Annotated in this window: 23 protein-coding genes; 15 read left to right on the forward strand and 8 right to left on the reverse strand. The window is 54.6% G+C overall.

Translation table 11 applies throughout. The annotated features are described in order from the left end of the window. Positions 1–61 precede the first annotated feature (61 nt). From yciA to BMZ36_RS07840, 3 genes are all read right to left on the reverse strand, one after another. Positions 62–523, reverse strand: a complete 462-nt coding sequence (gene yciA / locus BMZ36_RS07830; RefSeq protein ID WP_091194080.1) for an acyl-CoA thioester hydrolase YciA — start codon at positions 521–523, stop codon at positions 62–64. 141 nt (positions 524–664) lie between these two features. Continuing rightward, positions 665–1,957, reverse strand: coding sequence for a histidinol dehydrogenase (gene hisD, locus BMZ36_RS07835; protein ID WP_373277405.1), 1,293 nt, complete (start codon positions 1,955–1,957; stop codon positions 665–667). A gap of 89 nt (positions 1,958–2,046) precedes the next feature. After that, positions 2,047–2,562, reverse strand: a complete 516-nt coding sequence (locus BMZ36_RS07840) for a biotin/lipoyl-containing protein (protein WP_091194084.1) — start codon at positions 2,560–2,562, stop codon at positions 2,047–2,049. A gap of 173 nt (positions 2,563–2,735) precedes the next feature. Here BMZ36_RS07840 and BMZ36_RS07845 point away from each other — a divergent pair, with 173 nt between their 5' ends. The 3 genes from BMZ36_RS07845 to BMZ36_RS07855 all read left to right on the forward strand — a co-directional run bounded on the left by BMZ36_RS07845 (position 2,736) and on the right by BMZ36_RS07855 (position 5,839). Then, positions 2,736–4,091 (forward strand): bifunctional enoyl-CoA hydratase/phosphate acetyltransferase, encoded by a 1,356-nt coding sequence (locus tag BMZ36_RS07845; RefSeq protein ID WP_091194089.1) that lies wholly within the window; start codon positions 2,736–2,738, stop codon positions 4,089–4,091. Between the two features lie 2 nt (positions 4,092–4,093). Beyond that, on the forward strand, positions 4,094–5,290 hold the full coding sequence (locus tag BMZ36_RS07850) for an acetate/propionate family kinase (protein ID WP_091194094.1): 1,197 nt from the start codon (positions 4,094–4,096) through the stop codon (positions 5,288–5,290). 147 nt (positions 5,291–5,437) lie between these two features. After that, on the forward strand, positions 5,438–5,839 hold the full coding sequence (locus BMZ36_RS07855) for a diacylglycerol kinase (protein WP_091194098.1): 402 nt from the start codon (positions 5,438–5,440) through the stop codon (positions 5,837–5,839). On the opposite strand, the gene BMZ36_RS07860 is transcribed toward BMZ36_RS07855, so the two are convergent. The 3 genes from BMZ36_RS07860 to BMZ36_RS07870 are packed head-to-tail and all read right to left on the reverse strand — an operon-like array spanning position 5,840 to position 8,019. Continuing rightward, positions 5,840–6,244 carry a DUF2721 domain-containing protein gene (locus tag BMZ36_RS07860; protein ID WP_091194101.1) on the reverse strand — a complete coding sequence of 135 codons (405 nt, stop codon included), beginning with the start codon at positions 6,242–6,244 and terminating at the stop codon, positions 5,840–5,842. It lies immediately after the preceding gene. After that, positions 6,237–7,004 carry a LytR/AlgR family response regulator transcription factor gene (locus BMZ36_RS07865; RefSeq protein ID WP_091194105.1) on the reverse strand — a complete coding sequence of 256 codons (768 nt, stop codon included), beginning with the start codon at positions 7,002–7,004 and terminating at the stop codon, positions 6,237–6,239. Before BMZ36_RS07865 ends, BMZ36_RS07860 begins: the two co-directional genes overlap by 8 nt. Continuing rightward, entirely contained in the window at positions 6,970–8,019 is a 1,050-nt protein-coding gene (locus BMZ36_RS07870; protein WP_091194110.1) for a sensor histidine kinase, read from the reverse strand. The genes BMZ36_RS07865 and BMZ36_RS07870 overlap by 35 nt, the downstream gene beginning before the upstream one ends. Before the next feature lie 114 nt (positions 8,020–8,133). Here BMZ36_RS07870 and BMZ36_RS07875 point away from each other — a divergent pair, with 114 nt between their 5' ends. The 7 genes from BMZ36_RS07875 (at position 8,134) to BMZ36_RS07900 (ending at position 14,894) form a co-directional block, all read left to right on the forward strand. Beyond that, positions 8,134–9,069 (forward strand): YifB family Mg chelatase-like AAA ATPase, encoded by a 936-nt coding sequence (locus BMZ36_RS07875; protein WP_091194114.1) that lies wholly within the window; start codon positions 8,134–8,136, stop codon positions 9,067–9,069. Continuing rightward, positions 9,029–9,748, forward strand: coding sequence for a TnsA endonuclease N-terminal domain-containing protein (locus tag BMZ36_RS07880; RefSeq protein WP_091194117.1), 720 nt, complete (start codon positions 9,029–9,031; stop codon positions 9,746–9,748). Before BMZ36_RS07875 ends, BMZ36_RS07880 begins: the two co-directional genes overlap by 41 nt. Before the next feature lie 2 nt (positions 9,749–9,750). Further along, the gene (locus tag BMZ36_RS07885; RefSeq protein ID WP_091194121.1) at positions 9,751–11,649 is read left to right on the forward strand and encodes a TnsB C-terminal domain-containing protein; all 1,899 of its coding nucleotides are present in this window, start codon (positions 9,751–9,753) and stop codon (positions 11,647–11,649) included. A 5-nt stretch (positions 11,650–11,654) separates the two neighbouring features. Continuing rightward, positions 11,655–12,554, forward strand: coding sequence for a TniB family NTP-binding protein (locus BMZ36_RS07890; RefSeq protein ID WP_245747837.1), 900 nt, complete (start codon positions 11,655–11,657; stop codon positions 12,552–12,554). Further along, a complete protein-coding gene (locus BMZ36_RS07895) occupies positions 12,502–14,070 on the forward strand; it encodes a TniQ family protein (protein WP_091194129.1) in 1,569 nt (522 codons plus the stop codon). Before BMZ36_RS07890 ends, BMZ36_RS07895 begins: the two co-directional genes overlap by 53 nt. A 133-nt stretch (positions 14,071–14,203) precedes the next feature. Continuing rightward, positions 14,204–14,416, forward strand: a complete 213-nt coding sequence (locus BMZ36_RS14320) for a hypothetical protein (protein WP_143086005.1) — start codon at positions 14,204–14,206, stop codon at positions 14,414–14,416. After that, entirely contained in the window at positions 14,400–14,894 is a 495-nt protein-coding gene (locus BMZ36_RS07900) for a hypothetical protein (RefSeq protein ID WP_091194132.1), read from the forward strand. Before BMZ36_RS14320 ends, BMZ36_RS07900 begins: the two co-directional genes overlap by 17 nt. 100 nt (positions 14,895–14,994) lie before the next feature. Here BMZ36_RS07900 and BMZ36_RS07905 read toward each other — a convergent pair whose 3' ends face one another. Together BMZ36_RS07905 and BMZ36_RS07910 are read right to left on the reverse strand one after the other, a co-directional pair. Beyond that, positions 14,995–16,623: a hypothetical protein gene (locus tag BMZ36_RS07905; RefSeq protein ID WP_091194135.1), complete on the reverse strand. Its 1,629-nt coding sequence runs from the start codon at positions 16,621–16,623 to the stop codon at positions 14,995–14,997. Positions 16,624–16,652: 29 nt separating this feature from the next. Further along, positions 16,653–17,213, reverse strand: coding sequence for a 3'-5' exonuclease (locus BMZ36_RS07910; protein ID WP_091194138.1), 561 nt, complete (start codon positions 17,211–17,213; stop codon positions 16,653–16,655). 211 nt (positions 17,214–17,424) lie between these two features. Here BMZ36_RS07910 and BMZ36_RS07915 point away from each other — a divergent pair, with 211 nt between their 5' ends. From BMZ36_RS07915 to BMZ36_RS07935, 5 genes are all read left to right on the forward strand, one after another. Continuing rightward, the gene (locus BMZ36_RS07915) at positions 17,425–18,720 is read left to right on the forward strand and encodes a type II toxin-antitoxin system HipA family toxin (RefSeq protein ID WP_091194142.1); all 1,296 of its coding nucleotides are present in this window, start codon (positions 17,425–17,427) and stop codon (positions 18,718–18,720) included. A gap of 15 nt (positions 18,721–18,735) precedes the next feature. Next, entirely contained in the window at positions 18,736–19,527 is a 792-nt protein-coding gene (locus BMZ36_RS07920; RefSeq protein ID WP_091194145.1) for an endonuclease, read from the forward strand. Between the two features lie 248 nt (positions 19,528–19,775). Beyond that, positions 19,776–20,237, forward strand: a complete 462-nt coding sequence (locus BMZ36_RS07925) for a hypothetical protein (RefSeq protein ID WP_091194366.1) — start codon at positions 19,776–19,778, stop codon at positions 20,235–20,237. A 30-nt stretch (positions 20,238–20,267) separates the two neighbouring features. Further along, positions 20,268–20,969, forward strand: coding sequence for a hypothetical protein (locus tag BMZ36_RS07930; protein WP_091194150.1), 702 nt, complete (start codon positions 20,268–20,270; stop codon positions 20,967–20,969). 165 nt (positions 20,970–21,134) lie between these two features. After that, on the forward strand, positions 21,135–22,505 hold the full coding sequence (locus BMZ36_RS07935; RefSeq protein WP_091194153.1) for a hypothetical protein: 1,371 nt from the start codon (positions 21,135–21,137) through the stop codon (positions 22,503–22,505). Position 22,506 lies beyond the last annotated feature (1 nt).

Below are 22,506 nucleotides of genomic sequence, written 5' to 3' on the forward strand. Positions count from 1 at the left end.
AGGTTGAACGTGCAAAAAACATGACTAGCAACAGCCATCGTAAACAAGAAATCAGTCTGTGTCAGCCGTCCTCGAACGGTGCACCGCAGCAACCTGCTCCGCCATTTTCCGACAACGCCGGGTTATTTTCTCGCGGCAGGGTGCGCGGTCGACCATCCTTGCCCACAGCTACATAGGTAATCACGCCTTCGGTTACGCAGTAACGCTCGCCTATCGGCTCGTTCGCCACCTTCTTGACCCAGACTTCGAGCTTCACCTTGAGCGAGGTGTTGCCGATGTGCACGCATTGTCCGTAGCAGCACACCACGTCGCCGACCGACACCGGCTTGAGAAAGGTCATGGCATCGACCGCGACGGTCACGACCCGCCCGCGCGCCATTTCCTTGGCAAGAATCGCGCCGCCCATGTCCATTTGCGCCATGATCCAGCCACCGAAAATATCGCCGCTGGGGTTGGTGTCGGCGGGCATGGCAAGCGTACGCAACAGCAGGACGCCAGCGGGTTGGCGGGGATTGATAGCCATGATGCTTCTCCTTGTTTGGGAGGAACACGCAGCGAGAAGGTGCAGGACAAGGAGCCCGGAGCACAGAAACCGCAATGTATGTGAAATACATGAGGATTTCGAGCACCGCGCGACGCAGTCATGCGCCTTCGCAGCAAGTGTTTATTTCAGACGCAGCTCCGCTGAGCGAGCATGCCCCTGCAAGCCTTCTCCATGCGCCAGCACCGAGGCAATCTGCCCCAGCTTCTGCGCGCCGGTTTCCGAGACCATGATCAGGCTGGTGCGCTTCTGGAAGTCGTACACGCCGAGCGGGCTGGCAAAACGCGCCGTGCGCGCGGTCGGCAGCACATGGTTCGGGCCGGCACAATAATCGCCGAGCGATTCCGAGGTGTATTTGCCCATGAAGATGGCGCCGGCATGCCTGAGTTGCGGCAGCCAGGCTTGCGGCTCTGCGACCGACAATTCCAGGTGTTCCGGCGCAATCCAGTTGGCGATTTCGCAGGCTTCTTCAAGGCTGCGCACCTGGATCAACGCACCGCGGTTGGAGAGCGAGGCGCGGATGATTTCCTGGCGCGGCATGGTCGGCAGCAGTTTCTCGATGCTGGCCCGCACTTTTTCGATGTAAGCGGCGTCCGGGCAGAGCAGGATGGATTGGGCAATTTCGTCGTGCTCGGCCTGGCTGAAAAGATCCATGGCAATCCAGTCCGGATCGGTCTGCCCGTCGCAGATCACGAGGATTTCCGACGGCCCGGCGACCATGTCGATCCCCACCACGCCGAATACGCGGCGCTTGGCGGCGGCCACGTAGGCATTGCCCGGCCCGGTGATCTTGTCCACCGGCGGGATGGTTTCGGTGCCGTAGGCCAGCGCCGCCACGGCCTGCGCGCCGCCGACGGTAAACGCACGGCTCACGCCAGCGATGTAGGCCGCAGCCAGCACCAGATCGTTCTTCTCCCCGCGCGGGGTCGGCACCACCATGATGATTTCGGCCACGCCGGCTACGTGCGCCGGAATGGCGTTCATGAGCACCGACGACGGGTAGCTCGCCTTGCCACCGGGGACATAGATACCCACACGATCGAGCGCCGTGACCTGCTGCCCCAGCACCGTGCCGTCGTCTTCGGTGTATTGCCACGAGGCCATTTTCTGGTGCTCGTGATAGCGCCGCACGCGCTCGGCGGCTGCCTGCAGGGCCTCGCGCTGCGCAACCGGCAGGCGGTCAAAAGCGGCCTTCAGCTCGGACTGAGTCAGTTCCAGTTCGGACATGACCTGCGCATTCATGCTGTCGAAGCGGTTGGTGTATTCCAGCACCGCGGCATCACCGCGGGTTTTGACGTCCGCGAGAATCGTAGCCACGCGCTCCTCGACCTGCGGGTCTTGCGAGGTTTCGAAAGCCAGCAGGGCTTCAAGCTGTTGGCGGAATTCGGGAAGGGAAGAATCGAGGCGACGCAGCATGGCGGTATCCGGGAAAACGGGTATGGAATTGGCAGGAATTATACGGCTGAGTGGTGTGGTCGTGCGAAGATCGGGATTATTACATCCCATCAATCCACAACCAGCCTTTTGAGCTTGCGCCAGCGGATCAGGATGTCGCGCACATGGTCGGTCACGGCATCTTCGTCGACCACGCCGTCGGGGCCGGGCGGGACTTCCGCCAGATCGAGCGCAAGCCTGGCGGCGAGGCTTGCGGCTTCGGGCGCCACCGTCAGCGTGCCGTTCTGTCTGTCAACGGCCGCGGGCTTGGCCTCAGGCAAGGTACACGCTGGCGCGAAACCGGGCTCTTCGTCCAGCAAGGGAAAAAGCTGCATGGCTTTTTCCTCGATTTCCATGGTCAGCAACAGGTCGCCGGAAGAAACCGCTTCGTCACGCTCGACGACAAAACTGCCGACGAGACCGGCTTCCGGCGCGCAAACTTCCTGCGCCTGGCCATCCACGTGCAACAGCACCAGCGGCGTATCCGCTACAACACTCTCGCCAGGCGTTGCCAGCAAGGCGCCAATCGTCGCCGCACCATTTAGTTGCGGCGCACAAATCAAATGCGTGGTATATGGTGTATTCATTGTCAGAAAAACCGTATCGCGTTGATTTAAACCAAATATTGCCGACAGTTACCCTTGTAAGATACGCGCCGGCGTAATTTTTTGCATTGCAGCGCAACATCAGGCACTTATAATCGCGCCCGCTCCAAAATATGAACCCAACCGCTGATCACGGTTGCACGAGGAGTCACGAGATGTCCGACGAAAACCTGCTTTTCGATGATATCGCGCCGGGAATGTCCTACGAGCGCAGTCACATAGTCACGCCCAACGATTTCGCCCTGTTCGCCATGCTCGCAGGCCAGGACGGCGAAGGCGACGATGCGCGTGTTCCCGCCGTCGGCGCGTTCCCGCTGATTTCCTCATCCACCATCAATTTCTTCCCGGGCAACGGCTCGGTCGTGAAGGATCACCATCTTGATTCGCACGGCTGGATCCGCAACGGCGACACGCTCGGAATCGAATTCACTGTAAAAGAAAAAGACGCGGCTTCCAAGCAGGTTGTGCTTGATGCGCGTTTGCGCAACCAGAACAACGAGGTGCTGGTTTCAGGCCCCGTGACCATCATCGCGCCGACGCGCAAGCATGCCGCCACCTATGCCGAGCCGCCGCAGCTCACGCTGGTGCAGCATCGCGTCTTTGCCGAACTGCGCGACCGCGTGGACCAGGAACCGCCGATTCCCACCGCCGTCGTCCACCCCTGCGACCGCGAATCGCTGACCGGCGCCATGGAAGCGGCCCGAGCCAACCTGATCGTGCCCCTCCTGGTTGGCCCGGAAGCCCGCATCCGCGAACTGGCGGACAAGGAAGGCATCGACCTCTCCGGCGCGACCATCGTCGACACGCCGCACAGCGTCGCCTCCGCCGCCAAAGCGGTCGAATTGTGCCGCGAAGGCAAAGCCGAAGCGATGATGAAAGGCTCGCTGCACACCGATGAAATGATGGGCGCGGTCGTATCGTCCAGTACCGGACTGAAATGCGGACGCCTGATCAGCCATGTGTATGTCATGGACGTGCCGGCCTATGGCCGCCCGCTGCTCGTGACCGATGCCGCGATCAATATCGCGCCGACACTGGAGGACAAAGTGCATATCGTGCAGAACGCCATCAACGTCGCGCACGTGATCGGCATCGATTGTCCCAAGGTCGCCATTCTCTCCGCCGTGGAAACGGTCTACCCGAAAATGGCTTCCACGCTGGATGCCGCCGTGCTGTGCAAGATGGCCGACCGTGGCCAGATCACCGGTGGCGTGCTCGACGGCCCGCTGGCATTCGACAACGCCATTTCGATGGCCGCAGCCAAAACCAAGAAAATCAGTTCTCCCGTGGCAGGCCAGGCCGATATCCTGGTCATGCCCAATATCGAATCCGCCAACATGGTAGGGAAGGAAATGACCTACTTTGCTGGCGCCCAAACCGCGGGTATCGTCATCGGCGCCCGCGTACCGATCGTCCTCACTAGCCGTGCGGATGATGTAAAGACCCGCATGGCCTCTACCGCCGTGATGGCTCTTGTTGCCCTCGCTAACCGCTCAGGAAAGAAAGTCTGAAAATGAAAGAACTTATCCTCGTTATCAATGCTGGCTCCTCCAGCATCAAGTTCCAGTTGTTCGAAAACGCCGCTACCGATCCGGCCGTGCTGTACAAGGGCCAGATCGACGGTATCTACGTCGATCCGACCTTCACCGCCAAGGATGCTGCCGACAACAAGCTCGCCAGCGAAAAGCTGCCGGCCGACAAGCCGAAGGGCCACGACACCTCCCTGCACCACATCCTCGACTGGCTCAAGGACAAGACCCACGGGGGCAAGATTTCCGCCATCGGTCACCGCGTTGTGCACGGCGGCACCAAGTTCTCCGAGCCGGTACTGATCACTCCGGAAGTCATCAAGGAACTGGAAGCCCTGATCCCGCTGGCCCCGCTGCACGAGCCGCACAACATTGCCCCGATCAAGATCATGAACGATCTGCTGCCGGGCGTTCCGCAAGTGGCTTGCTTCGACACCGCTTTCCACACCACCCAGCCGGAACTGTTCCAGATGTTCGCGCTGCCGTATGAGTTCGCGCAGAAGGAAGGCATCCGCCGCTACGGCTTCCACGGCCTGTCCTATGCCTACATCGCCAGCGTCCTGCCGGAACTCGATCCGAAGGCCGCCAAGGGCTGCACCGTGGTTGCTCACCTGGGCAACGGCTCCTCCATGGCCGCCCTGAAGGACTGCAAGTGCCAGGCTACCACCATGGGCTTCACCGCCGTGGAAGGCCTGCCGATGGGCACCCGCACCGGTACGCTCGACGCCGGCGTGATCCTGCACTGCCTGAACCACCTGAAGATGGATGCCAAGCAGATCGAAGACCTGATCTACAAGCAATCCGGTCTCTTGGGCATGTCCGGCGTGTCCTCCGACATGCGCGACCTGCACGCTGCATCCCCGACCAACCCGCGCGCCAAGCTGGCCGTGGATTTCTTCTGCCACCGCGTTTCCCGCGAAGCCGCTTCCCTGGCCCAAGCCATGGAAGGCTTCGATGCACTGGTCTTCACCGCCGGTATCGGTGAAAACGACAACATCGCCCGCGCTGAAATCTGCAAGCAACTGGGCTGGATGGGCGTGAAGATCGATCTGGAAGCCAACGACAAGCGTTCCGGCGAACCGCGCAAGATTTCCACTCCGGACAGCAAGATCCCGGTATGGATCATCCCGACCAACGAAGAGCTGATGATCGCTCGTGCTGCGGTGAAGAACCTGGCCTGATCGTTCCTTCTTTGAAGGCAAAACGGCCGGCGGAATATTCCGTCGGCCGTTTTTTCATGCAAATTTCATCGTTTCGTCACAACTTGTCTACCATTCACCGCTATTCTTCCGGGGCTATACTGCCTTGTCCCCAATTGCAAAACTGACATGAATAATCCTTCTGCAAACCTTCCTCCCGACCAGAATAGTCCGTTCAAGGGAAAAACCGGCATCCGGCGCATCCTCAACGCGCTGGGTTATTCGCTCGACGGCCTGCATGCCGCGTGGAGCAACGAAGCAGCGTTCCGCCAGATTTCCCTGTTGGCCCTGATTGGCATCCCGCTCTGCCTGATCCTGCCTTTTCCGCTCTGGATGCGCGCCCTGCTGATCGCCAGCCACATGGCAACGCTGGCTGTTGAACTGATCAATTCGGCCATCGAAGCAGCAGTAGATCACACCTCGCTGGAACACCATGCCCTGGCCAAGCGCGCCAAGGATTTGGGTAGCGCTGCGCAACTGGTCGGATTGACCAATTTGGGCCTGATGTGGATCGTTGCAGTAGCGATTTGACTATTTCGGGGGCAATTCGCCGATGTCCGCCAGCAGCACGTTGAGTGCCGTATCGGACAGCATGACTTCGATCAGGCAAAGAACCAGCGAAGCCACCATCAGCAACAAGCTGACGATGAACAGTCCGAAAGCCATTTGTTCGGCATGAAAGGCAAACGAGCCCATCGAAACGATGCAGACCAAGAGGCTCATCACCCCGGCCGCCTGCATCCAGCGAATCAGCCAGACACGACGGCGCAAATTGTCGATCTGCAGCAGATTGCCTTCGTTCGGGCTGCGCCGATGACTTTCGTGCAACTGGCGTATTATGCTGGATATGGTCAGAAACCGGTTGGTATACGCCAGCATCAAGAGCGAAATGGCGGGAAAAAGCAAAGAAGGGGTAGTAATGCTGAAACTATCCATCGTGTTCCGGTTTTCCAAAATCCTTGATGACATGCTGTTGGCGGCGGCTCACGGGCAATCGCTCGGGCAGGTCCCGTAGCAGCGCCACCCAGTGGGCATCGCCACCCGATTGTACCTCACGTTCAAATCCAACCAGCGCATCACACGCCACCAGACAGTTGCGATGGATACGCACAAAACGCGCGCCAAATTCCTCTTCGATACGCGTCAGGGAGTCTTCCAGCAGATATTCACGCGCGAGAGTCCGCAACGTGATGTACTTCTGCTCGGCCTTGAGATAGACCGCATCCTGTACCGGGATCAGGTGCACCCGGCCACGCTCGGTCACGCTGAAATGTGTACGCGCGCCAACCATCTGGCCGGATTGGGCCGGGCGTGCCAAGCGCATCTCCTCGGCGCGATGCAAGGCGGCAATCAGGCGATCCTGGCGAATCGGTTTCAGCAGATAATCCACCGCGCGCACGTCGAAAGCCGCCACACCGTAGTCTTCGAATGCCGTGGCAAAGATAACCACCGGCGGCTGGGAAAAATCCAGCAACTTGCGCGCCACTTCGATCCCGCTCATCTGCGGCATCTGGATGTCCAGAATCACGACATCGGCATGCGCTTCTGCAAGCTGGGCCAGCGCCGTCATGCCGTTGGCTGCCGTCCCAACCACTTCATGCGGACAAGCTGCGGCGCAATCGGCCAAGACATCCCTCAACCGGTTAAGGGCAGGGATTTCATCATCGACCAAAAACAGGCGTAATGGTTTCTGCATCGGCGATCTCCTGATAGGGCAGCACGATATGGACCTGGTAATGCTCGCCCACGGTCTTGGCAGTCAGCGTTGCTGCCGCGTCAAAATGCAACAACAAGCGTTCGCGCACATTTTCCAGTGCCATGCCATTGCCGATGCGGCGGGCTCGCTCATCGCCGCCCTTGGGCAAGGGATTGCGGATATCGATGTGCACCTCGTCGCGAACGCGAAAAATGTTCACCTGCACCACGCCGGGAAACAGCGAGGGCTCTATTCCATGATAGACGGCATTTTCAAGAAGTGGCTGCAAAATCAAGGGCGGAATGGCTGCTTTCCACGGCATTTTGTCGATGAACCATTCCACGCTCAGCCGTTCTCCGAGTCTGACCTTCTCGATTTCCAGATAGCCGCGCGCCAACTCCACTTCACGCGCGAGCGTCGACAACCCCTGCTTCTTGCCCATCGCCACACGAAACAAGTCGGAGAGGTTCTCCAGCATGGTTTCCGCCCGGCGCGGATCGGAACGGATCAGCGACAACACTGCATTGAGGCTGTTGAAAAAGAAATGTGGACGGATCCGTGCCTGCAGGGCCGCCAGCCGCGCCTCGGTAATCCGCGGCGACAGCGCCCGCATCCACAGCCGGTAATAGGCAAGCAGCCCCAGCGCCGAGGCACCGGCACTCAACTCGTAACGCCACGGCAACTGGCCGGCCAGCGCTTCCGAAATATCGCCGTAGAAAACCCGCACGGCCCAGGCACTCAGCATCGCAAGCAGCACGGTAAAAAGTACACCCTGCCGGTAGGGCGCCCTGGCCAACCACGGTGACAACACGGCCAGCACGGCCAGCGTCAGCAGCAGCATCGGTTCGCACCACAGCGCCGCGGCAAACAGGCGGTCACGCCAGCTCGGCCAGTCGGGAACGATCAGCAGCAAATGAAACATCATGCCGAGATTGACCCCGATCAAGGCGCGCGAGATCACCCCTACATTGCGGAAGTCGGGCAGCCTTGCTGGCGTATCGTCAGGACGAAACATCGCATATCCTTGCGTTAATCTTTTTTGTATTATTCATTATTTGTCAGAATAGTCCGGTGATCGGGGCATGCAACAATTTAACATCACTATAAGCAATTTTTCCGGATAGCCATCATGTCACTGGCCATCGTCCAATCCCGCGCCCTGGAAGGCCTGTCCGCCCTGCCGGTAATGGTGGAAGTCCATCTCGCCAACGGTTTGCCCGCCTGCAATATCGTCGGCCTGCCCGAAGCCGAAGTGCGCGAAGCACGTGACCGGGTTCGTGCGGCCTTGGCCGTTTCCGGCTTCGAATTTCCCAACCGCCGCATCACCGTCAATCTGGCGCCGGCCGATCTGCCCAAGTCTGCCGGGCATTTCGATCTGCCGATCGCCATCGGCATCCTTGCCGCGAGCGGGCAACTCCCCGCCGACCGGCTCAAGGAATACGAATTTGCCGGCGAACTCGGGTTGACCGGCGAGCTGCGCGGCTTCCGCGGCGCGCTGGCGCTATCCATTGCCGCCGGCATGGCCAAGCGCACGCTCATCATCAGCGAAGCCAGCGCTGCAGAGGCCGCGCTGATTGCCGAAACCCCGGTACTGGCAGCCCCGCACCTGCTGGCGGTCTGCCGCCACCTGCTGGGCGTTGATCCGCTGCCGACCGGCCAAGCGCCCCCCTCCCCCGAAACCCGGCACTATCCCGACCTCGGCGAGGTCAAGGGTCAGCAGCAGGCCAAGCGCGCGCTGGAAATTGCCGCCGCGGGCGGACATTCGCTGTTGATGATCGGCCCGCCCGGCACCGGCAAATCCATGCTGGCGCAACGCCTGCCGGGCCTGCTGCCGCCGATGACCGCCGAAGAGGCACTGGAAGCGGCAACGGTACAATCGATCGGCAACAAGGGGCTGGATGCCCGCGCGTACGGTATCCGCAATTTCAGGGCACCCCATCACACTTCATCCGGCGTCGCCCTGGTCGGCGGCGGTGTAAAACCGAACGCTATTTGCGAACGGACACGTTTTGCAGGAGAATTAAATGCGACTGATGTCATGGATCCTCAACGTGGGTACTCCTGAAGCAGTACGAAAAATCCCCATCAACACGGTCAGTCTGACCGGGGAAGTGCTCGGCCAAGAGTTTGAGTCTTCTCTGGAGCGCGACCTGATCATGCTTATGGCATGGGACGCAGACATCGACTGGTTTCAGGTTCAGCCGGTCAAAATCAGATACACCAACCCAAACGGCAATCGCCGTAGTTATACGCCAGACCTGCTGGTTCACTTTCTTCGAAATCCCAAGCCCGAAACAGATCGTAAACCTATCCTTTGCGAAGTGAAATATCGGGAAGAATTGGCTAGGAACTGGAAAGAGCTCAAGCCAAAGTTCAAAGCGGCCAAGGCGTATGCCAATGAGCAGGGCTGGGACTTTCAAATTTTCACAGAAGACCGCATCAGAACGCCTTACTTCCGCAATATTCAGTTTCTCTGGTCTTACCGGTATAGCCCTCTGTACGAAACACACCATGAGCGCTTGCTTCAAGCATTAAGCGAAATGGAAGAGGCCAGCATCAACAGGTTGCTTGACCATTGTTATGGCTCCCGTGATCGCGTGGGGCGCGGTGAGGGCATTTGGACATTGTGGTGTATGGTCGCGAGGCGGGAAATCGTCTGCGATCTCCATGTACCTCTTGCGATGGACTGCAAGATTCAGCGGAATCCGAAGAATTCAATTTGGGTACCGAGTGATCAGGAGTAGAGATGACCAGACTGGACAGAGTTAGCCTTATTCCAGGATCCCACGTCACCGATGTCGACGGCTCCTATGTGGTTGTTGATCTCTTGGATACGCAAACTGTTTTGGTCGAAAACGCTGAAGGAAAACGCAAGAAGCGCAAGGTTACGGACCTAGCTATTGGCGAGGTTGCCCCAACCAACCGACTTGTCGATTTGGCATTGGTTCCGAGAGAAGACTGGGATCGTGTGTGCCAAATCGTCGAAGTACTAAAGCCGTTGATCCTGCTAGGACCGAAAAAACGTACGAAACAAGAAGTTGAAGCTGCTGCTGACTTACTGGAGAAACACTGTGCCACGGTGTACAGATGGCTCAAGGAGTACGAAAAAACAGGGGTGCTTTCCTGCTTGCTTCGTAAACCGCGAAGCGACAAGGGTGTAAACAGGCTCGACGCACGCGTTGAGCAAATCATCAAAGATTGCATCGATACACTTTATCTCAGCGATCAGTGTAGAAGTGTTGCAAAAACGGCGGAAGAAGTCCGAAAACGCTGCAAGGACGAGCGTTTGACTCCCCCTGATCCTGCGACAGTATCTGCGCGTATCGACGCAATAGATGACGCCCTGAAAGTCCGTAAACGCAAGGGCTACAAAGCTGCGGACGAACAATTTAGCCCGATTTACGGCTCGTTCCCGGATGCAGAACAGCCGCTCGCAGTCGTGCAGATCGACCATTCCCCGATGGATGTGATCGCCGTTGACGATATTCATCGCCTCCCGATTGGCCGGGCCTATTTGACGATTGCCATCGATGTGTACAGCAAAATGGTCGTGGGATTTTTTATATCCCTGGACAACCCGGGTGCCATGGCCACAGGCGTTTGTATCGCTCGGGCTATTTTGGGCAAAGAACGCCTCTTGAAAAGGCTTGATCTTGAGGATTTAGAATGGCCGTGCTGGGGCATGATGCGTGTCATTCATACCGATAATGCCAAGGAATTCCGGGGAACGATGTTGGGCCGTGCGGCTAGAGAATATGGAATCATCGCGCAGCGCAGACCGAGAGGACGTCCACGGTACGGTGGTCATGTAGAACGCGCATTCCGCACATACATGAGTGAAATCCACGGAGAACTGCCCGGAACAACGTTTTCCAACCCAAAAGAACGGCTTGAATACGATTCTGAAGGTCGGGCCGTGATGAGTATGGATGCACTGGAAAAATGGTTCGCGATGTTTATCTTGGGCGTGTACCACCAGCGTCCGCATAAAGGAAACGATGGGCTTCCTCCGATCGTCAAATGGGAACGGGGTATTCTTGGGGATCCTCAAGCAAACGGTATCGCACGCGGAATTCCTGCGAGATTTCCTGATGAGCATCGTCTTTTTCTGGATTTCTCCCCGTATGTGGAAAGAACGGTTCAGGAGTATGGCATTGCTTTCGAAGGAATCTATTACTGGTGCGACGCGTTACGGCGGTTTATCCATGCTCGGGACAACGAAACAGCTAAGCTGAAGCGCCAGTTTATTTGCCGCTACGATCCGCGTGACTTGTCCAAGCTATGGCTCTATGACGAAGACAGCAGCCAGTACATTGAAGTGCCGTATCGTAATTTGACTCGTCCGCCGGTCAGTTTGTGGGAGGTGCGACAGGCCAAGAAACGATTACGTGAAGACTCAAAGCAATCGACCAACGAAGAACTGATCTTCAGAACGATTGATCGTATGCGCAAGCTGGTGGTCGAGGAGTCCGAGAAAACCAAAAGTGCCCGCCGTATGCGGCAGCGGCAAAAAGGTTGGGAACGCAGTCGAAAAAAATCGGACGCACCAGTTGCTCCCAAAGCGGTACCGGGACCTAAACCAGTGCCAGTTATCGATCATGACGATGGCGATATTGAGCCTTTCGAGGGCATCAGCGAGGGTTGACCAACGTGACTGCTTCAAACCCATCCAGAAGACTTTCCGAGCGTGCCCTGAAACTGCTAGATGCTTCAGATGATGAGCGTATCGCCGCAATTGGCCAGCAGATTTTCATTCCCTACACGAGAGCAAATGAGTTGCTGGAGGAAATGGAGGGGTTACTTCTCCATCCGAAAACAAACCGTATGCCCAACATGCTGATTGTTGCCCGATCCAACAATGGCAAAACCGAAATTCTCCGGCAGTTTTTGAAACGCCATCCTGCGGAAGAGCGCGCAGATTTTGATACAGCCCACGTCCCTGTGGTGTATATCCAGTCACCACCAGGTCCCAGCGAACATATTTTTTTGAACATGCTTCTGGGTAGTTTGGGAATGATGACAAGTACCAACGAGGCGGCAGATCGGAAGCTATTGCAGGTTCTTGAAATCCTACGAATGGTTGAAACAAAGGTACTTCTGGTTGATGAGGTGAACGCTTTACTGGCGGGGAGCGTGGCAAAGCAGCGATTTTTCTTGAACATGCTCAAGTATCTCAGCAACGAGCTGAAAATTTCGATTGTTGCGGCCGGTACTCTGGATGCAGTTCATGCGATGAAGACCGATCTCCAGATCGAAAGCCGGTTTCCGGTACGACCGATCAACCTTTGGCAGGAAGGCGAGGACTTCAGGCGCTTACTGGTCAGTTTTGAATCCGTTTTACCGCTCAAAAAGCCGTCAGTACTTCATAAAGGCATGTTGCCCAAAAAGTTGTATGGCGTCAGCGAAGGCATGATTGGAGAGCTCGCAAAAACACTGCGCAGCGCCGCGCAGCATGCCATAAAAACAGGAGTCGAACAGATTACCGAAGAGGTGATCGATGAGTGCCCCCACGTCGTCAACAGGCAGACATTTAACCCAGAAAAGCTTTGAGCTTCAGCCTGGCCTTTCCGGCAAGCTTTGGCCCATCCACCCCAAGCCCAGGCCCGACGAGCTGCTGAGTTCTTGGCTAATTCGGTTTGCACACGCGCATGGCATCAAGGCTGAAACCGTCTGCACCATGTTGTTCAAGCGGTATACCCCAGTTTGGAACAGGGATATTGATCGCCTTGCTCCTGATTATCTTCTGGAAGGATTGTGTCGAGTAACTGGCGCCACGCCAGAGCAGGCATGGAATACCACATTACCCGCTTACGAAGGATGGTTGTCGGAAAGAGTAAACCGCCATGGAAACAGCAGATGGATATTGCCACTTGGCGTGTATCACCGTGAGCGGACTCGGCCAAGTCTGCTGTTCTGTCCACAATGTCTTGCTGAGCCTGATGGCAGATATTATCGGCGCAAATGGAGACTGGCTTGGACAACTGTCTGCACAAAGCATGGATGTTTGCTGCTGGATCAATGCCCCTTCTGTGGCGCCGCCATTGAACCGCATCGAACGGATATGACGACGAGGCGGATATTCCCGAACAAGGACATGCTGGTTTCATGTCACCATTGTTCAAAATCGTTGCTGCGTGCCCCCGTCACTTCTGCTGATCCGTCGTTAATCGTTTTCCAGCGAGACCTGGAAGCAATTCTTGAGACGGGATACGTGGATTGGGCTGGCAATCCCAATCTGCATTCGGTTCTTTATTTCAACGGGCTGCGGTCGATGCTGGCCGGCATACTGACCGGACGCATGGTGTCCAAGAGAGACCAACAACTTGCGCACCTTAGCGGGAAAGAGATCGAGCGCTTGGCGTTGGCAGATAGGCAGATGTTGATGGGGAAAATGGCCTCTTTGCTCCACGAGTGGCCAAGTGTTTTTAAGAGGTACGTTTCCGAGTATCACATCAGGTGTTCCGATCTAACGAATTCCGCCACCAACCCTCCGTTTTGGTATGCCTCAGTCATGGCGAGCTTTGCACGCCGTTCGACACCGTTCTCAGAAAATGAGGCATACGCGATTTACGATGCCGCGTACAAGCAAGGAAAGCCCACGACAAATCAGGCTCTGAGAGAATTTTCAGGGCGGGATTTTTCGCGCCTGCAGGGATTCAATAGACGCAAGCGTATGACCGATGAAGAATACGAGCAGTTCATGGTGGACATTGATCACCGCATTGCTGGGACTTTGAACGAGCGGAAACGGCTGCTCTATCTGCGCACCAAGTTTATGTTTGCGGCGGCAAGACAGTTCAAGTTGTCTCAGGAAAAAGTGATTTTGCTCACGATGGATGATGTGCGGCAGTGGGTGCCAGAAATACCGGAAGCTAGCTTTTACACGGAGCCTCGGTCAAAGAGAGAGGCTGCAGCGTGGATGGTGTGGTTTTGGGAGAACGTTCGTCCTCATTTTCGACCTGATCTTAAAGAAGCATGCTTGTTTACATCTGTATTGACTGGGCGCCGATTATCGGCTGAGGCGTGTTGGTCTGCTCTTAAGAGCAAAAATTTAGTGCCAGAATGATGGCAGAGTTGTTTTTTTTGCGTATTATTTCACTCCTTAGTAAGTAAACAGGCCCCAAGACCTCTTTTTCTTAGGTTGAGGGGTATTTTACTCGCCGAGCCAAAAATGCTTCAGAAAAAGGTGTGTAGCTTAAATGACTACTTTGCGTGACTTAGAAACGTCTCAAGGCGCACAAAAAGCAGCAACTACTGTAGCTGATTATTATCAGAAAGATATAGAGGCGTGGGCAAAAACGTCCATGAATAATGGATTTAAGAATGCTCAAGAAATTGTTGGAAAGTTTCGAGTGAATTCTATTTCTAAAATAAACGCTAGAGTGCTTTTGGAAGATGCCGTCAAATATTGATATTAGTAAGTTGCAATTTATTAATACGAGAGAAGATGTAGAGTTTTTATTTGACCGTTACAAAGATATAGTAATAGAAATAGTCGGTAAATCTGCTGGTTATGCAGATATTGTCATATCTGAGCAAGCATTTTCGAGTGCAATTTTGGAGTGTTCAAAAGATCTCCAAATGCTTTCGGCGCGAAGACTCCCAAATAGTATTTCACCTGGAAAAGTTGCTGGCGTTTATGCATTTCGTTTGAGTCGATGGAGTATCGTGCATATCCCGGAGTGTCTTTCTGATGACAAGGCGATTTTGCAGCTTAATTATTTGGCCGCCTTGGCGTTTGCATACAATCTTCTTGATATTGATGTGACGACAATAGATAACACGATTCGGCTCGAGATTCAGTATAACTTGGTTAGGCGTCATAGTAATCAAGAAACTTTGGGGCTTTGTTTTGATATCTTGCTGGATTCAAAAAGAGTCTACTCTTAAATATAAAAACCGAATGTGTAACTTGATCTGATGGTATTGAAATTAGTTCGTGCCTTCATCATATCTACCAAAGAGGCAAGCACATCCTTCGCGCAGATACTCAACAAGGGGTATATTGCGGAATAGATGGTGCTTGGACTATTGCCAGTGCCACAACACGTTGTATATCTATATTATTTGAGAACGTACCATCTTTGCCCGCATCGATCTTGATGATCTGAAGGCGTGTTTCTCGTGTCGAACCTTCGAGTACAACCACATAATCTGTCTGGCAAGGTTTAGCCACTATCAGGACGGCGGCCTTTCTTGGTCGGCGAGAGCCATTTGTATACTGGAAATGGCAGCCTAAGTGGATTTCGCCTTCGTCGTTGATTATCTTGGGGACGATTATTACCGGGGAGCGCGAGCTATCGGGATATAGCAAGCGAATCTTTAAGTTTCCATTCTCCTGTAGAGTTTTCAGCGCCTCTCTCAAAAAACGGGGGAGTGTTGCTTGCCTGATTGTACTGAGCATGCCTTTACCCAAAGTCAGTTCAACTGCGCGGATCGAGTCATAGGCAACAGGCGTGCCTGTTGCGTGGACCTCTACACTATTGTCTGCATGAATAAGCGCCACGCTTCCATGGTCAGATTTATCGATTTCGGCGGCTCGCCAGACTTCCTTATTCTCAAGGTCCGGGAATCGAATATCGTTTCCATGGGAGGTTAGGGCCGAGCTCAGATTTTTCCCCGGGTCTACGTTTTTCAGAATGATGTTTTCGTTTTCTTGCGACGTACGCGCTATGGATGGCTTGGTTTCAGAGGAAGACTCTTTCTGTTGTGCGATTGCCGGGTTCTTCTGAGTCGAGCATTCATATTTCAGTGATTCAAAAGGGAACGGGTGAGAACAGGATCGAATGTTAAAGACCATGAAGGTCATATTTTCCTGTTTGCCGAGAGGCAGCCATTTCCCAGCCACAACTAGATTCGTTTTTCCTTCAAATGGGAAAAATGTGTTCGGATAAATTAGCTCGCCTTGTGTTGATGCTCTCAAGCAAGAAGAAGCTACGCGTAGAACTGAACGCCACGCGACATTACTCATGGCAATTCGACCAATATCTGCGGCAGATCGCCCTGGTATGCCATCGGCCAGAACAAGATGAAGTCCATGCCCTCCGTGCGTGGTGATGTTATCCGTAAACAGCATCTCCTTTTTCAGGGTGTACTGAAAAATCGTATGGATAAGGCGGCTAGAGGAGCCAAAGTAGAAGCGAATCAGTTCCCAACAAGGAATAACGATCTGGTGATCATCCGGCAGTTGGATCCTCAAACAATATGCTTGGGTATGTGACCGATGCCAAGGGTGTTCTCGCAAAGGCAGTAGGAACTGCTTGTTTTCTGTGCTCAGCCCCGCTTTGATCAAGGCGGTTGTGTCTTGATTGATCTCCAAATTTACGAAGGTTTGAAGCTGGTAGTCTGGCTGGCGAAGGAGCTTGCCAGATTTCCAGATATCTCCAACTCGAAGAAATGGCAAAATGCCAAGTGAGCACCAAGGTCGTCGTTGTTCACTGATATCGGTAGCTGTAGGTGATAACAAGGCCTGAGTATCGTTTAGGTCGACTAAGATAGGGGACATGGCCACCTGAAACGATGGCTGTGTGCGCCGGTAGGACAAGTTCGGGTAAGCGAGGTCACCAATCGAATCGATCCGCCAAGGACGATCGTCTTGGTTGAGAGCTTCGATTTTCATAGTCTGCCTATTATGTGCTGATCGAGATCTTAAGTAACAATCGGTTGCAACGCGCGCTCCCCGAAAACCCACGGCATCAGTCGTGCAATATTCAACGCATCGTCTAGCCCCCGATGGTGTGTGCCTTCGAGTATCAGGCCTGCCAGCTGGCAGGCCTTGGCCATGCCCACTTCTTTTCCGATTTTCTGCTTTTTCGCGAACATGCGCTTTGCATTGATGTGTTCCATGCCGATCGGGTCAGAGATCCCGTGGCGAGCGCACTCCCGCTCGATCTGTTTGCGGTCATAGGCACCCCAACTGGCCCAGAACGAATCTGGAGTTCGGTGCCGCGCAACGAACTCGCGCAAAGCCCCCGCTGCAGTAGGGAATAGCGCTGCATGGTCGACATCTGCTTGGTGGATGCCTGTCAGAGCGGTGCAGAAGGGGGTGAGCTGGGGCCGCTCAAGCGGACGGACCAATGACTGGAAACGATCGATGACCGTTCCATCGATATCTGCCCAGCATGCGCCAATTTCGATGATCTCCATGGCTTCGGCCGGAATGGAGTCATCGTCAGAACAGGTAGCTTCAAGATCAATGATCAGGAGCACTATTTTTCTCCGCTTTGAGTTTGCTTCGCCGACCTTGGCATTTCCTGCGATGGTGCCATGGAAATGCTCGCAGACAATTCTTCATCTTATCCCACGGATGCGGCAATTCGCAGGCTCCCTTTGAGTGCCCAGCAAAGGTGAATAGTTATGGGGTGGGCGGTCTTGTCTTGGTATGGCACAGTAATGGTATCCGTCCAATCTCGGCTTTCTCATGCGCAGCACGATTGAAATTCACCATAAAGGCCTGTGGCTGCCTGCGGCTGAATTCAGCCCGTTGAGTGCTGTCGCGCACGCGGCAACCTTCGAATATTTGCCGGAGTATGTATATGCCGATGAGTCGTTGCCGGCGCTTTCGTTGAATCTACCGGTCAGCGATGAGCGTTTGGGCTATTTCGAAGAACAAGCGCCTCTGTGTCCTTCTTCCCTGATCGACCTGGTGCCCCATGGTCGCGGCCGGAAATTCTTGCTGAATCACTTGGGATTGAAGGCGCGCGAGGATGCTGCCGATTTGTTGCTCGCCCAGTACGGGGCATTCAACCCGATCGGCAATCTGCGGATCAACACGGCAGTTTCGTTCTATGAGAAGCACCGTAAAGAACATCCTGGCATTCGCACGGGCGGGTTTACCTTTGAAGAAATTACCCGGCCGGATGGCTCGTTTGCCGAGTATGTCTGGCAGCATCTGATGCTCGCCGCCGGCGCGACCGGCGTCCAAGGTGCCGCTCCCAAGTTTATGCTGACTCAGAGTAAGGATGGGCTGTGGCATGCCGATGCCGCACTGCCGGATGAAGAAGCGCAGAAACATTGGCTGGTCAAATTTGCCCGTGGGACAGATGAGTCGGACCAAAAGGTGCTTCGCAACGAAGCGGCATATTTGCGCGTAGCCGCCCGCTGTGGCCTGCGCTGCGCCGGCGAACCGATCCTCGCCGGCAACATGCTCTTCGTGCCGCGCTTCGATCGGCAGGTGCTACCGGACGGCTTGCGCCGATTGCATCAGGAAACGCTCGCCTCGCTGGCCGGTCTGCGTGATAGCGGCTTGCGCACTTCCCAGTTCGACCTGGTAAATGCTTTTATCCCGCACGTGACCCATCCAGCACAGGAAGTCGCCGAGTTCATTCGGCGCGATATTCTCAACCTCGCCATGCGCAACCCGGACAACCACGCCCGGAATACCTCCGTGCAAATTCTGCCCGATGGCACAGTACAACTGACCCCGTTTTACGACTTCGCGCCGATGTATCTGGATAAGGATCTGATCACCCGTGGCTGCCGTTGGGCGCTACCGGGCAAGAACGAAATGACGGACTGGGGGGATATCGTCGGGGCGCTGCAGATCGACGACTCAGACAAACGGCAGGTGATGGTATCCCTGCGCAGCTTCTACGGAATGATCCATCAACTGCCGGAAACCATGTTGGCTTGCGGTGTCGATCGACAGATTATCGATGATTGCGAGCAGGGTATTGAGCAGCAGATGACTCGACTGGCGAGAATTCGTCCAATTTAACCCACTAGGATTTTTATGCGGTACCTGTTTTCTACACTGCTGTTCTCTGCGGTACTGCTTGCAGGCTGTAAAGACTCTCCTGCTGCCCAGCAAGCTGTGGCAACTCCGCCGGAATCTCAACCTAACTCGGTGATGGCCGTTGAACTGGTCACCAGCAAAAAACAGGTCGGGCATCGTAATTTCAGCTCGGCAAAAAAAATCCTACCTGAGGTCTATGCCGGACTGGCAGAAGACATTTATTGCGGTTGCAAATACACAGGCAAGGACGTGGATCTCGCGTCCTGCGGGTATGTGCCGCGCAAGAATGCAAACCGCGCCCAGCGAATCGAATGGGAGCATGTGGTTCCGGCCAAACACCTTGGTTCACAACGCCAATGTTGGCAGGACGGTGGCCGGAAAAATTGCAGCGGCAAAGACCAGCTCTTTGATCAGATGGAAGGCGACCTCAATAACTTGGTGCCAGCCGTGGGCGAAGTTAACGGAGATCGGGGTGATATGAGCTATGGCGCTTGGACCAACAACCCGACTCCGGTCTATGGGCAATGCAAAAGTGTGCCAGATTTTAAGAACCGGCGTTTCCAGCCAAGAGAAGAAGTACGGGGGAGAGTCGCCCGGATCAGTCTGTACATGCACACACGCTATAACCTCAGCATGAGCAACCAAGACAAAAATCTCTGGTGTGCGTGGGCTAAAACCTACCCGGTGGATGCGTGGGAGATTGAGCGAAACAGACGGGTCAGTCGCTGGCAGGGTGAGGGGAATTTGCTAGTTGAATCTCCAGAGAAATTAACTGGTATATGTCAGTAACGCAGTGGTTGTGCCGGGAAATTAGACCGTGTCCATGAGGCGTGTCCTTGGGTTTGGCGAGTTCAACCTTGCTTGCAAGCATTCACGCCATGGACAACAAATACATTCTTGGCGAGAGCGATACCAACGGTGATAATAACCATTAATTTCCCATTCTGTAAGCGATCCAATGCAATTTGGAAATCCTGTTATGTCACTTCGTTGCGGCTACGGGACGGGGAAGCCCCGATCATACGTTAGGTATACCCATGGAATACGATCTTCGTTCAGCGTTGCCGCAGTTAGTTCCAAAGGCTATTGCATGGGCAGAAGCCCAAAATTCTTTCATTGGGCAGATTGGCCAGCCCCTAAATGATGCTCTGCTTTCCGTTGCACGAAATGTCGGAGTAATGCGTCCAGAGCTTATTCGCGTCGCTGAAGTCCCTCAGCTTCCTTTGCCAGAAGATCAGGCGTTGCAACAGGCTGCCATCGCAACTGGACTACTAGGTCCACATATGACTGGAATGACTTTTGGTTACGCTATCTACATATGTCGAGGGCAAAGCACTATCAGACTTCTGTCCCATGAATTTCGCCATTCGTTCCAGTATGAGCAGGCTGGCTCGATTGCGGCATTTCTCCCGACGTATCTTCAACAAATTGCTACCGTTGGATATCACAATGCTCCATTTGAAATCGATGCCCGCGCCCATGAAATAGACCACGCTTAACTTCCTTCTAACATTGGGCATCACATCACAATGACACCTCATCAAGCCAATCTACTGGAAAAGGAAGACTGGCGCTTCCATGCAATCGATGCCACCGGAACAGGACTCGGCATACTTGCCACAACAGAGATGCTAGCTAAGCGGCATCTCAGTTTTGGCCTGCCTTCTGCACCGGCACTCTATTTGAGTTTGGCGCGCAATGCGCATGCCCGCCGCGTCGCAATCGACGTTGATATGTGCTTTGTCAGCCATCCCAAACCACAGGGAACTTGGCCTGAAGATCACCGAGTTCTTTTCGACTTCTTTGAGCTATTTATCGCTGAAGTCATTTTTTCCTTCACTGCCATTGAAGCGTTTGCAAACGAGTCGATTCCGGCGAACTTCATCTACTTATGGAAGAACGCGAAAGAAGTGAAGCAGCTTTCCCGCGCTGACATCGAACGGTTCGTTCAACTCGACGAAAAGCTGAAGCGCGTTCTCCCGATGGCCCACAATATTAAGAGCCCTGCAGGAACCAAGGCTTGGCAAGGGTTCAAGGAATTAAAAACCATTCGCGACCGTGTCATTCATATGAAGTCTGTCGACCGCCGAGCGTCAGGTCCAGAGCATCAGACTTTATGGGGGCTCATGCTCGAACAGAAACAACAGGACTTTGCGGAAGTCGCCTATCGACTAATCGGCGGCTATCCGGCACTTGTCGGCGAGCGCCGTTGGTACCGGTCATGCCCGTGACGTCCACCCCATCAATCGAGCGAACCTCGCGCGAAAAGCTGCGCGAGGCTGCTTATTTCAAACGTTGAAGTTGCCGCTTCTAACACCAGTTCTTGTAGGCCCGATTAACGGCCACCGATTCAGCTAACGTCGAACAGGCGACCTGCGCAAAGAAAAGGGATTAGCATGATTGAGTTTGAAGTCTTTAGCGACGACCCGGAGGTCGTCGAACTCGTGGAAAAATACTGGAGCACCGACAATAACGGCAAATACCTCCATAATGTGGCCGACCTGCTGCCATTCCGCGAAATTACCACCACCCCCAAACTCCTTACTTTCATCAGCGGCGAGTCGAGAGCATGGAACCCAGACAACTTTTGTCCTATCTGCGGGGACAACATATCCGTTCGTAGCCGCACGGATCCTGCAATTAAGAAACTCCGCAGGTTATCCCCTTGCAATCACTGCCAAGAGCTACAAGCAAGGGACCGAGCGCGAAATTTGGCTGTTGAGCAGGAAGCGCTTGCCGAGGCAATGCGTAAAGCCTCCGATTCGGCGAGGATGCTTGAGATCGAATACGGCCAATTACCGGATGACATCGCTTTGATCGTACTTGCGTTGGAACGTGCCATCTGTCCCAAATTGGTCGAGGGAGTTTTTGAGACGGCCGATTTACGCTCTCTCATTAATGGCCCCGTGTCCCCGTTGATCGAGCGACTTATTAATGCGAATGTCATCTCCGACGATCCCGCCTTCTCCCAATCTGGTGCCTATTGGTTGGAGGACGGAGAACTCTGGTTCAATATGGCAAAAGCCCGTTATTTTCTCGTGCCAGACAGAACCTATGGGGCAAGCGAGGATGCACTGACCTACCTCGATAATCGCCCGTGGGACAAGAATGACGAGTTGCGTTCACTTTGGCTGGATTATGCGACTGCCGAATGCATCACTTATTTTTTAAACCAGTGTGGTCGATATTCGCTTAATCCAGAATCAAAGGACGTCGACAACATCACCAGTCAGATCAGGGTCGCACTTGACCAATACAGCATTCAGGAACTTTGGTGTGCCACATGGATAGTCGTGAAGGATGCCGCATCCCTATGCAAACGCGAGTTCTACAACGTGACCAAAGCGACAGCCACGATGCCAGGGAAGTTACAACGCCTTCTCGAAACCGTACGCAAAAAACAACGGTTGCCTCTTAAGGCATGGACCCGGCCGCAACAGCAACCTGCTGGCACACTAGGAGAACTTTTCTACGAGCGCTATGGATTGAATGAATCGACGCCAGGTGCTGAGGCTATGCGAATATTTGCCAGTCCAGCGCCTCCCGCATACGACCCATTCTTGGAAAGCGAAATTGTCCAAAAGGGATTGATCGATGTGCTGGTCGAGCGTATTCACCACTACAAGTTAGGGGCGCAATCGCTCTCGATTTTCGCTGCAGGAATCCGGGAAGGACTAAGTATCGAGGACGCTATTGCTAGGCTGCTTTGCGGCCTGCCAAGCTTGCAACAAGGGATCAATAATGGCGGCAATTTATCGGATTGCTAGT

It is taken from the genome of Formivibrio citricus (genome assembly GCF_900115065.1).
Lineage (GTDB): Bacteria > Pseudomonadota > Gammaproteobacteria > Burkholderiales > Chitinibacteraceae > Formivibrio > Formivibrio citricus.